Annotated in this window: 13 protein-coding genes; 4 read left to right on the top strand and 9 right to left on the bottom strand. The window is 24.4% G+C overall.

Going from position 1 to position 12670, the window contains the following annotated elements; all coding sequences use genetic code 11:
- Positions 1 to 2: 2 nt before the first annotated feature.
- The 3 genes from pdxR to AC4FQ1_RS11740 all read right to left on the bottom strand — a co-directional run bounded on the left by pdxR (position 3) and on the right by AC4FQ1_RS11740 (position 3453).
- A complete protein-coding gene (gene pdxR, locus AC4FQ1_RS11750) occupies positions 3 to 1454 on the bottom strand; it encodes a MocR-like pyridoxine biosynthesis transcription factor PdxR (protein ID WP_491148150.1) in 1452 nt (483 codons plus the stop codon).
- Positions 1455 to 1511: 57 nt separating this feature from the next.
- Complete coding sequence (alr, locus tag AC4FQ1_RS11745; protein WP_491169748.1) at positions 1512 to 2672, bottom strand: alanine racemase; 1161 nt, start codon at positions 2670 to 2672, stop codon at positions 1512 to 1514.
- Between the two features lie 199 nt (positions 2673 to 2871).
- Entirely contained in the window at positions 2872 to 3453 is a 582-nt protein-coding gene (locus tag AC4FQ1_RS11740) for a DUF4878 domain-containing protein (RefSeq protein WP_303130340.1), read from the bottom strand.
- A 472-nt stretch (positions 3454 to 3925) separates the two neighbouring features.
- Here AC4FQ1_RS11740 and AC4FQ1_RS11735 point away from each other — a divergent pair, with 472 nt between their 5' ends.
- From AC4FQ1_RS11735 to AC4FQ1_RS11725, 3 genes are all read left to right on the top strand, one after another.
- Complete coding sequence (locus tag AC4FQ1_RS11735; protein ID WP_491169747.1) at positions 3926 to 5110, top strand: class I SAM-dependent methyltransferase; 1185 nt, start codon at positions 3926 to 3928, stop codon at positions 5108 to 5110.
- Between the two features lie 116 nt (positions 5111 to 5226).
- Positions 5227 to 5397, top strand: coding sequence for a hypothetical protein (locus AC4FQ1_RS11730; protein ID WP_491147395.1), 171 nt, complete (start codon positions 5227 to 5229; stop codon positions 5395 to 5397).
- A 149-nt stretch (positions 5398 to 5546) separates the two neighbouring features.
- On the top strand, positions 5547 to 5807 hold the full coding sequence (locus AC4FQ1_RS11725; protein ID WP_491147397.1) for a hypothetical protein: 261 nt from the start codon (positions 5547 to 5549) through the stop codon (positions 5805 to 5807).
- Between the two features lie 65 nt (positions 5808 to 5872).
- Here AC4FQ1_RS11725 and AC4FQ1_RS11720 read toward each other — a convergent pair whose 3' ends face one another.
- The 3 genes from AC4FQ1_RS11720 to AC4FQ1_RS11710 all read right to left on the bottom strand — a co-directional run bounded on the left by AC4FQ1_RS11720 (position 5873) and on the right by AC4FQ1_RS11710 (position 8162).
- Entirely contained in the window at positions 5873 to 6184 is a 312-nt protein-coding gene (locus AC4FQ1_RS11720; RefSeq protein WP_491147399.1) for a PTS sugar transporter subunit IIA, read from the bottom strand.
- 366 nt (positions 6185 to 6550) lie between these two features.
- Entirely contained in the window at positions 6551 to 7108 is a 558-nt protein-coding gene (locus AC4FQ1_RS11715) for a biotin transporter BioY (protein ID WP_491169746.1), read from the bottom strand.
- Positions 7109 to 7295: 187 nt separating this feature from the next.
- Positions 7296 to 8162, bottom strand: coding sequence for a L,D-transpeptidase family protein (locus tag AC4FQ1_RS11710; protein ID WP_491169745.1), 867 nt, complete (start codon positions 8160 to 8162; stop codon positions 7296 to 7298).
- A gap of 364 nt (positions 8163 to 8526) precedes the next feature.
- Here AC4FQ1_RS11710 and AC4FQ1_RS11705 point away from each other — a divergent pair, with 364 nt between their 5' ends.
- The gene (locus tag AC4FQ1_RS11705; protein WP_303131060.1) at positions 8527 to 8832 is read left to right on the top strand and encodes a hypothetical protein; all 306 of its coding nucleotides are present in this window, start codon (positions 8527 to 8529) and stop codon (positions 8830 to 8832) included.
- Positions 8833 to 8867: 35 nt separating this feature from the next.
- On the opposite strand, the gene AC4FQ1_RS11700 is transcribed toward AC4FQ1_RS11705, so the two are convergent.
- The 3 genes from AC4FQ1_RS11700 to AC4FQ1_RS11690 all read right to left on the bottom strand — a co-directional run bounded on the left by AC4FQ1_RS11700 (position 8868) and on the right by AC4FQ1_RS11690 (position 12667).
- On the bottom strand, positions 8868 to 9881 hold the full coding sequence (locus AC4FQ1_RS11700) for a LacI family DNA-binding transcriptional regulator (RefSeq protein WP_303131061.1): 1014 nt from the start codon (positions 9879 to 9881) through the stop codon (positions 8868 to 8870).
- A gap of 108 nt (positions 9882 to 9989) precedes the next feature.
- Positions 9990 to 11504 (bottom strand): UDP-glucose--hexose-1-phosphate uridylyltransferase, encoded by a 1515-nt coding sequence (gene galT / locus AC4FQ1_RS11695; protein WP_491169744.1) that lies wholly within the window; start codon positions 11502 to 11504, stop codon positions 9990 to 9992.
- A gap of 11 nt (positions 11505 to 11515) precedes the next feature.
- On the bottom strand, positions 11516 to 12667 hold the full coding sequence (locus AC4FQ1_RS11690; protein WP_303131064.1) for a galactokinase: 1152 nt from the start codon (positions 12665 to 12667) through the stop codon (positions 11516 to 11518).
- Positions 12668 to 12670 lie beyond the last annotated feature (3 nt).

Below are 12670 nucleotides of genomic sequence, written 5' to 3'. Positions count from 1 at the left end.
TATTAGCCCTTTTTGTTTATTAAACTTTTAACAACATCTCCAATTATTTTTATACCTTTTTCTATATCATTTTCACTTACTCTTGAAAAACCTAGTCTTATTTTTTCCGAACCATCTTTATTATTATAAAATATATCACCCGGCATAAAAACTACACCTCTTTTATAACATTCCCTTAAAACATCTCTTCCATTTACATTTTTTAACTTGATAAATATATGAAGTCCACCTTCCCCTAAAATATAATCATGTGGAATATATTTTTTAACTTGTTTCAATGTAAAATTATATTTATCCTTATAATGCTTTCTTATTTTTTTCATGTACTTATGAAATGAACCACTTTCCATATATTTATGGAATATGGCTTGATCTAAAAATGAAGAATGTATATTTCTAGTTCTTTTTATACTTTCTAATTTTGATATTAAATTTTTATCTCCAAAGACCCATCCAATTCTAATTCCAGGAAACAGTATTTTAGAAAAACTTCCTATATAAACTATTCCATTTCCTTTATCACATAATGATGCAATTGGTGCTACATGAGAGCTTGTATATAAAAGTTCCTCATTAAATCCATCTTCTATTATAGGAACTTTATACTTTTCACATATATTATATACAGATTTTCTCTTCTCTCCTTTCATAACAATACCAGTGGGATTATGATAAGAAGGTATTAAATATAATAACTTAGGATTATGCTTTATTAATGTTTCTTCTAATTTATCTAAATTTAAACCATCCTTGTCCATATCTATTGATTTAATATTAAGATTATGACTTTTCATAATTTTTATAGCAGTATTATGAGTTGGCTCTTCACATGCTATAGTCTCACCTTCATTCATAATTCCGCTTAATACTATATCAAATCCTTCAGTAAATCCATTAGTTATTAATATATCTTTATTTTCTATATTTACACCCTTTTGCTTCATATATCTCATTAAATACTCTATTAAAGGCTTATAACCCTTAGCATATCCATAATTTAAAAGTTTATCTCCTTCAATAGAAAATGTAGTTAAAAATGCTCTTTTAAATTCTTCTAAATCAAAAAGACTTTCGTCTGGTGCAATACTTTTAAAAGAAATCATTCCTTTTTTCCAAGGCAACTCATTTTTTACTATATCAAGCTCCTCGCAACAATTACAATAACAACTCATCATATTGTTCCAATCTATATTTAAATCTCCACCATTTAATTTTTTCTCTATTTTTACGAAAGTTCCTTTACCTTTTATACTTTCTATAATTCCTTCTTCTTCTAAAGTCTCATAAGCTAATATGACAGAATTTCTACTTACAGAAATTATTTTGCTAACTTCTCTTGTAGATGGTAACTTACTTCCCTTTTGTAACATTCCACTTTCTATATTTTCTTTTATATGTTTTTCTATTTGAGTGTGTATCTTTTCTTCTTCATTTATTTTAAAGGACGAAAAAATCAAATATTCTCACCTTCTATTCTAATTTAATCTTCCTTTATTATATCAGAAAATTAATTAAATATAATTTCTTATATGCACAATTTCTCCATTACTCTTATATACCCTAGGAACTCTATGTTTAAGCATACATAAAACTTCATAGTTTATTGTTTCCATTATTTCTGCCATATCATCAGCATTAAATTTTAATCCATTATCTTCACCAAGTAAAATAACTTCATCACCAACTTTTACTTCTCCAATATCAGTAACATCTACCATACATTGATCCATGCATATTCTACCTACTACATTTGCAAATTTTCCATTTATTATAACTTTAGCTTTTCCACTTAAAGATCTAGAATAACCATCTGCATAACCAATTGGAATTGTTGCAATTATACTTTCTCTATTTGTTTTGAATTTTCTTCCATAACTTACGTACATATCTTTATCTAAAGTTTTAATATGAGCAACTTTAGTTTTTAATGTTAATGCAGGCTCTATTTTAAGTTGTTCTTTTTTTACTTCATTTGATGGATAATATCCATATAATATTATTCCTGCTCTTACTGCATCAAGATATGTTTCTGGAAGGTCTATTATAGCACCGCTATTTGATACATGTTTTATTTTTATATTTAATCCATTTTTTATAAGTTCTTCATTAAAATCTTTTATTTTTTTAAATTGCATATTTGTATATTCTTTATCCTTTTCATCAGATGTTGAAAAATGTGTAAATATACCAACAATTTCTATTCCTTTTAATTTTGATATTTCTAAAACATCTTTTAAACTTTCTTCATTTGGTATAAATCCAATTCTACCCATTCCAGTATCTAAAGCTATATGAATTTTTGCAGTTTTTCCAAGCTTAATTGCAATTTCAGATAGTTTTTTTGCATAATTTAAATCATACACTGTTTGTTCTATATTATTATTTATTAGATCTTCACCAAATTCTAATGGAGTATATCCTAATATCATTATAGGACACTTTATATCACCATTAATTAGTTCTAATGCTTCTGTTATAACTGCTACTGCAAATCTTGAAGCACCATTTTCTATTAAAACCGGTGCAATATCTAATGCTCCATGCCCATACGCATCAGCTTTTATAACTGCGATTACGTCTTTATTATTAACTAATTTTTTTATATTTTTCATATTTAATGCTATTTTATCTAAATCTATTTCAGCCCACACAGGTCTTAATAATTTTTCCATAAGTTCACCTCTAAATTAATATTCCTTCTACACTAATATTATAAATATTTTTTATAATATAGGAAGAACCACTAAATTTATATTTTTTATATAGAGTGGTTACTTTTTATTTCTTATAATTAAATTTAAAATATAATATTAAAAAAATTTTATATATTTAATATTATAAATAAAAAAGTAGCTAAAATTAGCTACTTTTTTATTTATTTGAAAATTCTTTTATAAATTTTGAGAACTTTTCTAAGTTAAAAGTTTTTAATAAAACTGTTTCTGGGTCCTTAATCACCCATTTATTATCTTGTTTTATTAATTGAATATTTATATCTTGAGTTATTTTCTTTAAATCATCTTTATTTACTATATTAATTAAATCTTTTTGTAAATCTTTCTGTAATTCCTTATCACTTTTTCCACTCATTGATGCTGCTAATGATTTTTGTATAGCAGTAACCATATAATTTCCCATTATATCTCCTGCATCTATTGCTGTTACTGTAGCACTTACAGTAGCCTCATCATTTTTTTCTTCCGTATTATTAATTTTTATTTCCGTCTTTGATAAAACTTTCTTTAAAGCCTCTTCTTCTTCAGAAGTTAATTTTTTATCAGTTTTGTCTTTAGAAATAGTATCCTTATTAATCAAATTACTTATTTCACTTATATTTCCATTCTTTAAAGTAGAATAAAATTTTTCTACAACTGAACTTGGACTATCTCCACCACAAGCAATTAAAGTGCATGATAATATGGATACTAATAATAAACTTACTAACTTTTTCATATTTCCCCCTATAAAAAATAATTTATTCAATTAATATATTAATATATAGCTTTTCAATTATATACATTTAGATAATATTATTTACATTTTATCTATAATAATTAATATTTTATTCTTTATTTCCTATTTATTTTAAATAATTAATTACATATTTCAGTATTATGCTATGTAATTCTAATTAAATTAATACATTTTATATTTTACTTAAAAAAATTACAATATATAAAGTTTTTTAACATATTTAAATAATATTATATAAAATACACTTAAATACTTATGTTAGCTTATTCAAATATTATTCAAACATTTTAAAATCTAAAGAAAGTGAAAGTATTTAAAAGAATACTAGAGTATTTTAAAAAACTTTACTAATCAATGTTTAAAAATGCTAATATTACAATAATTATGCATGTTAATTTTATTTTTTATAAATACTATAATGAATAAGACTTAAATAAATGAGGTGTTAATTATGGAAATGAACAAAACTATAGTAAAATCATTTACTAAACATTTATCTGATGAAACATTTAACTTAAAACTTTGGGATGGTGAAATAGTTAAAGTCGGTGAAGGTGAACCTAAATTTACAATAATAATAAATAAATTCCCAAGCAAAAAAGATTTATTATGTGATGCAAGTTTAGCTTTAGGTGAAGCTTACATGGATGGAGATATAGATTTTGAAGGAGATCCACAAGAAATATTTGAAAGTATGATGAGAAATAAAGATAGTTTCTTAAATCATTCTACACTTTTAAAACTTGCTGGAAAAGTCAAAGCTCCTTCACTTTTAAAATCAAAAAAAGATATAGCCCATCACTATGATATAGGAAATGATTTCTATAGCTTATGGTTAGATAAAACAATGAGTTATTCATGTGGATATTTTGAAAGTGAAAATGACACACTTTATGATGCTCAGATAAATAAAATTAAACATATATTAAAAAAGCTTAATTTAAAAGAAGGTCAAACTCTTCTTGATATAGGATGTGGTTGGGGCTTTTTAATAATTGAAGCAGCTAAACTTTATAAAGTTAAAGCTACTGGTATAACTTTAAGTGAAGAACAATTTGCTAAAGCTACTGAAAGAATAAAAGAAGAAGGACTAGAAGATTTAGTAACTGTAAAACTTATGGATTATAGAAACTTAGAAAAATCTGGTCTTATGTTTGATAGAATTGTAAGTGTTGGTATGGCAGAACACGTAGGTCATGCTAATATACCTCTTTTCTTTAAGAATATAGATTCTGTACTAAAAGAAGGTGGATTATTCTTACTTCATAACATAACTAATCTTGTTGAAACAGAAGGTAATAAGTGGGTAACAACTTACATATTCCCTGGTGGATATTTACCAACATTAAGAGAAGAAATTTCAGTTGCAAGTGAACTAAACTTCCATGTTCTTGATGTTGAAAGCTTAAGACTTCATTATATGAAAACTTTACAAGAATGGCTTAAGAATTTCGAAGAACATTTAGAAGAAGAAAGAGAAATGTTTGATGAAAGATTTTTAAGAATGTGGCATATTTATCTTGCATCATGTGCTGCTGCTTTCCATTATTGGACTATAGATATTCATCAAACTTTATATTCAAAAGGTATAAATAATGAGTTACCTTTAACTAGAAAATATTTATATGAAGATTAATACAATTACTCCTATTTTAAAATAGTTTTACATTTAATTAATAATAGTTTGTGTAAATAATATTAGTTTATTTACACAAACTATTTTTGTACAAATTTTTATTTAGGAGGTTTTTTATGGATAATAATAAGAATAGATTAAAAGATAGACCAAAATCTAATGCGGAACTTAGAAAAATGTATTCTGAACAAGGAGCCGAAATAGGTATAGAAAATGGTAAAAAACTTGGTAGCCATTCAAATGGTAAAAAATATACTAAACGCTCAAAATTATCTCATAATAAATAAGCTCATTAATTAGTTTGTACCTTCATAAAAAAGATAGATGAAAATATATATTTTCATCTATCTTTTTAATTATTAAATTATGGTAAAATAATATGTATTTTTCAATATTTAATATTATTTAATGTTAAAATATAATTGAGGTGATAAATATGAAAAATATAAATGATTATATACATGTAGAACAAAATGATGATAAAAAATGTTCTATTAATTGCCATAAAATCACTATTGATTCAAAGAATAGACAAGATTTAGGAGAACATAAATTTAGTGAAATAAAAAATTATTTTAAAACTTTAAAAACTAAATTTGAAGATGAAAGCTCTGGAAAATATAGAGTACTAATTCCTAAAGATGCTTATGATTTAAAAGTTTTAATTGATGATTTAAATACTATTTTAAATAGCTAAAGAGAGTTTAAAACAAACTCTCTTTTTTATTGCACTAACTTTTGGCTCATATATTTAATTTTAATTTATTTGCTATACTTTTTATGTAATAAAATCATTTCTTTTGCAAAAGATTTTAATGTTTCAACATTCATTAATTGATCTTCTGCATGTATTAATAATAAAGATGGTTCAACTTTATTTCCACTCGCCTCTTCTTGTATTAATGAAAAATGTGATTGATGAGCTTTTAATATTGCTTCTTCAGCTTCTTGTATTTTCTTTTCTGCTTCTTCAAATTTTTCTTCTCTTGATAATTCTAAAACTTCAAATAAAGCTGATTTTGCCTCTCCAACACTGCTTATTATTTGAAATGATACTAATTCTAAATTATCCATAACCATACCCCTTTACTATAAAATTTACACTATTATTTATAGCAAATATTATGCCAAATATAAAATACTCCTATTTATCATATGTTTAAATATATTTTTCTAATAAAATTTCATATGTGTGCGAAAATACTACTTATTAAGTACAAATTTATTAATACAAATACACACTTTAGAATATATTTTTTAAATTTCATACATTATCTTTCAAATATTGACACAGAAATTTGAAAATCCTTTTAAACTTATTATACTTTAATAATATTGAATTGTTAATTATATTTAATTTTAATGTATCACATATGATTTTAAAAGTTAATTTTAATAAAATACTTATGTTTAACAAAACTAATTTTAATTATTTTAAGCCTAAATTTCATACCCTGCTTTTCTTAGTTTTGCTACAACATTAATTCCAACTATTGATATTATAAAACTTAATAATATATCACTTGGTAAAAATGCTATAACTCCTATCTTAATTGCTAAAAAAACACTCATTGTATTACCTAAATAAAAATTATAAATAATATACATATACAAAACTCCAAATATATATATAATAGCTAATCCACATAAACATGAAAAAAATATTTTTAATAAAGTTAGTTTTTTAATATTTTCTGTTATTTTTCCTATAATAAATGAAGCTAATATAAATCCTAGTAAATATCCAAATGTAGGTTGCAATATATACTGTGGACCTCCACCTTGTGTAAATATAGGTATTCCTATAAGACCTACAAATACGTATAAAATTTGTGATAATGCTCCAAGTTTACTTCCAAGTAAAATTGCACCTATTGCACAAAAGAAATATTGTAATGTAAACGGAACTATAGGTAATGGTATTTTTATAAATGCACCTATTGCTGTAAGTGCTGCAAACATTGAAATTAATATTAAATCCCTAGCTTTTAAATTCATAATAACCCTCCATTATTTTGACAATCAAACTAATTATTTAATATAATATATTTTTTTAAAATCATTGTCAACCTATTTAAAATAATTTTGGGTGACAAATAAAAACATAGATATTTTTATCTATGTTTTTATTCTAATTATAAAACCCTATCTATATTCAAACAAATCTATATAATTAATTCATCATTTAATAATATTTTAAATTTTTATTATTTGTAGTTATTATTATATAAGCTCCATTATTAACTTTTTTTAATAATCTAAGCATACTATTTTCTGGTATGCTTATACAACCTGCAGTATTTCCTCTTCCATTACAATGAATAAATATAGCAGAACCTTTTCCTTTCCTTTGATTTCTATTATAATCAATTACCATGCCATATTTATATTGATAATGGTCTATCATATGTTCTCCCCTTTCACCTTTTCCTTCATACCACTTGTTATAGTACTTAGAATTACTATTATCTACAAAATATGAGTTATTAGTGATTTTTTTATAATTTAACTTAGTTCCTGGATTGCTACTAAATCCAAATCCATATAATATAGAATATACTCCAATTGGTGTAGCTCCATCTCCTTCATGTTTATTTTTTTTAAATCCTGCATATCCATGTCTTGCCTTTTCATTTAAAATTTGTTCCCATATACCATTATTTTTCTCAAAAAAGTATAGTCTATCTCCAGATACTAATATTATTTGTTTTGTTTTTTTAGAAATTTTAGTTTTCGATATATCTTTAGCTAACCCACTTTCTTCCCATCTACCACTACTATTTAAGTAGTACCATGAACTACCGTCTTTTAGCCAACCGGTCTTCATTTTTCCATTTCCACTTAAGTAATACCATGAACTTCCTTCTTTTAACCAGCCTGTCTTCATTTTTCCATTTCCACTTAAGTAGTACCAATTATTATTATATTTAATCCATCCATATGATTTACTTTGATTTTTATTTATAATGTCTGCATTGACTTTTAAATTAGGAACTATAAAAAAAATAACAATAATGATACAAATTAATTTCAAAAAATTTTTTCCTCTCATAAACTTCTCCTTATTAAAAACATAAATTTGATATATATTTTAAAATTTAGTAAACAGATTAATATAAACTTAAATTTACATAAAAACTCAATAACTCTTACTATTTTTAAATTTATAATTTTTGTTTATTTTTTCTATTTTTTTCTTTTTATGTATTATAGCATTCTTTTTAATAATATTAAACTTTTTAATATAATTATATTTAATAAATTTACTTAATACACTTTTTGTTTTATAAGTACATTAAATATACATTTATATTAAATAACTTTTTTGTTATAATGTTATTAAAGTAAACATTTACATAGGGTTTAAATTATGTAAATATTATTATTTATTAATTAAAGTTTAAGGAGTGATTTAAATGAAAATTTATACTAGCGATGAAAATAAATTAGAATTTCATTCATTAGCAGATGATATTAGGCAATTTTTAATATCTAATCCTAATAAGTTTTTTACTCCAGCAGAAATTAGTGAAAATATAAATTCAATACCTTATAGCAATTTAAAATCAGCTTTATCTTTTGCAAATGCTGAAAAAGAAATAGATCCTTCAAAACATATAGATTCAATTTGTTCTTATTTAGAAAAGCAACATTTAATAAGAAAAGTGATGAAAATTTGTCCTTACAAAGGAATACCATCCAATGCATTTTCTAATTTTTAAATAAAAAAAACGTGTCTAATTTATGACACGTTTTTTTATTTAATTGATTTGCAACTTTCTCTTTTTATAAGTTTAACTGGCAAAACTATTTTTTTGCTTATTTCTCTGCTATTTTCTAATCTTTCTAAAATAGTGTTTAATGCAGTTTCTCCCATAAGCTCTACAAATACTTTTACAGTTGTAAGAGATGGTGTTAAAAACTTTGCTGTTGCAATATCATCAAATCCTATTATGCTTATATCTTCTGGAATAGAATATCCCTTTTCATTAATTGCTTTATAAGCACCTATAGCCATAGGATCACTAGATATAAATATAGCCGTAGGTAAGTTTTTATTCTCAAGCATTTTTTTCATAAGTTCATAACCATCTTCTAATGTAAAATCTCCTTTATATACCCACTCTTTTTTATAATTACCTTTCTCTTTCATATATTCTGTATATATCTTTTCTCTATCATTAAATAATTCTTTTTTTTCTTTATCATTATGAGCTATTACTCTACCACCTATATATGCTATATTTTTATGACCTAAACTTTCAAGATAACTTAAAGCACTTAAAACTCCTTGTTTAAAATTTACAACAATAGAGTCATATTTCCATTCATCAGGAGATGAATCTACAAATATAATCTCTTTAGTTATACATTCTAATTTTTTTATTTCCTCATTAGTAAATATACCTATAGCTATTATTCCATTTATTCCTTTATATTTTGATGTAGGCTCACTAATTAATTTATCTATATATACTGATTTAAACTCTATATTTTTTTCATTACACATTTTTTCAATTGCCATTCTAATATATAAAAAATATGGATCATTTGATTCTCCATCTATAAAGCTACTTACAATACCTATATTATACACCTTATCCCTAAGTTTTTTTTGCTTTGCAGTCATATAATTCATTTTATCAGCAATTTCTAAAACCTTTTCTCTTGTTTCCTCTGAAACATTTAAACTTTTATCCAAATTCAAAACCCTAGATACAGTTGATATTGATACACCTGCAATATTTGCTATATCTTTTATAGTCGCCAATATCTTTCACCTCTTTCTCATAACATATTATATATTAAGGTATTTTAAATATCAAAATAATAAAAATATGGATTTGAATATTAAATTCAAATCCATATTTATTTTTATTTAAATATTGTTTTTTAATGAATCTATATATTTTTTCATAGATTTTATTCCTGATTCATTCCATTTAAATACACCACAATCTTCAAGAACTTTTATAAATACTTTTCCTACTTCATTTCTTACAATTGATTCCACATTATTTTCGTTTATATTTTTATTATTTTTTAATATTTCATAAAACCAATCTAAGTGTATTCCTATTTCATCTTTATCTATAAGATCTTCATTACCTAAAAGCAAATTTTTTTCTATTAATTTAAGTTCTTCTTTCAACCTAGATGGTAAAACTGCAAGTCCTAAAACTTCAATAAGACCTATATTTTCCTTCTTTATATGATGTAATTGTGCATGTGGATGAAATATTCCATATGGATGTTCATTATTTCTTCTATTATTTCTTAGTACAAGGTCTAATTCATACTTTTCATCAGAAAATCTTCCAATTGGAGTTATTGTATTATGAGGAACATTTTCTGAATAAGCAAATATACCTGCATCTTCATCAGAGTATTCTCTCCAATGACTTAATATTTTACCAGCAAGTTCACTTAATTCTTCTCTATTTTTACCTTTTAATCTTACTACTGTTAATGGCCATTTAATTATAGATAACTCTATATCATTATAATTTTTTATATTAAACTTAAATACATCTTCTGCATAATTCATTGCAAATTTATAATTTCCACCTTGATAATGATCATGAGTAAGTATTGATCCTCCAACTATTGGTAAATCTGCATTTGATCCTACAAAATAATGTGGAAATTTTTCTACAAACTCCAATATTCTATCGAAGCTTTCCTTTGTTATTTTCATAGGGATATGCTCTCCTGAAAACACTATGCAATGCTCATTATAATATGCATATGGAGAATACTGTAAAAACCACTCTTTATTCAAAAGATTTATAGGAATAACTCTTAAATTCTGCCTAGCAGGATGATTTACCCTTCCTGAATATCCTTCATTTTCTTTACAAAGTAAACATTTTGGATATCCTGACTGTGGAAGATTTTTAGCAGCTTCTATTGCCTTTGGATCCTTTTCAGGCTTTGATAAATTTATAGTTATATCAATATTTCCATATTCTGAACTTGTTTTCCATACAACATTTTTAGCTATTCTATCTGTTCTTATATAATCACAAGCTCTACTTATATTATGAAAGTATGTTGTTGCATCTTTAGGACTATTTTTATATTTATAATTAAAATCTTTAATTACTTCAGATGGCCTTTTAATTAAAATCCCCATTATTTTAGTATCAAAAAGATCTCTATATATTGGAGTATTATATTCAATTAAACCTTTCTCATATGCATAATCTAAAAGATTCTCTAAAATAGGTGTTGGAGTATTTAAATCTTCATCATCTATATTCTGCTGTTCATAATCATCTAATTTAAAGAGATCAAGTAAACTATTTCTTATATATACTTCATCTTCAGTTTCTATTAAACTCTTTTTCAAAGAATATTTTATTAACCTATCAATCTCTCTATAAATTTCCATAATATCACACCCTATATTTCTCTAGTTGAATCACCTATATTTGCTATATAAAAATCTGCATCATATCCTATAATTTCTTTATACTTTTCTCCTACATACTTTATAAAACTTTCTACAAAATCCTTTTTAACTATAGATACCGTACAACCTCCAAAACCAGCTCCGGTCATTCTAGAACCTATAGTCCCTTCACATTCCCATGCAAGATTAACTAATGTATCTAATTCTTTTCCAGTTACTTCATAATCATCTCTTAATGAAATATGTGATTGGTTCATAAGCTCACCAAATGTTTTTAAATCATTATTTTCTAAAGCTTCCTTTGCTTTAAGAGTTCTAACATTTTCATATACAGCATGCTTAGCTCTCTTTATTCTAATTTCATCTTTTATTAAATTTTTATTATTTTCAAACTCTTCAATTGTAAGCTCTCCTAATGAATTAATATTTAATTTTTCTTTTAATTCAGATAAGGCTTCTTCACATTCGCTTCTTCTCTCATTATATTTTGAATCTGCAAGCCCTCTTCTTTTATTCGTATTTGATATAATTATAACTTCATTTTTTAAATTTATATCTGAGTAACTATATTTTAAAGTGTTACAATCTAACAATATAGCCTTATTTTCTTTTCCCATTCCTATAGCAAATTGATCCATAATACCGCAATTTACGCCTATAAATTTATTTTCTGCCCTTTGTGAATATTTAACTAAATCTATTCTATCAATATTTAAGTTAAATAACTTGTCCATCATAACTCCAATTAATAGCTCAAGTGAAGCTGATGATGAAAGTCCTGCTCCGTTTGGTATATTTCCATATATTACAACATCAAATCCTTTATCTATAACATAACCTTCTTTTTGTAATACATCTATAACTCCTTTACAATAATTTGCCCAATCATGCTCTTTTTCATATTTTAACCCATCTAAGCTAAACTCTATAACACCTAAGTTTTCAAAGTTTTTTGAATACATTCTTACTTTATTATCATCTCTTAATTTTATTACTCCAAAAGTACCAAAACTTATTGCACAAGGAAATACATTTCCACCATTATAATCAGTATGTTCTCCAATTAAATTAACTCTTCCAGGTGAAAAAAATACTCTAGCTCCCTCTTTATATCCATAAACCTCATTAAAAATATTTAACATTTT

The organism is Clostridium sp. TJA020 (assembly GCF_058310295.1).
Note: the sequence above shows the minus strand (reverse complement) of the source record. Positions and strands in the feature narration are given on the sequence as shown.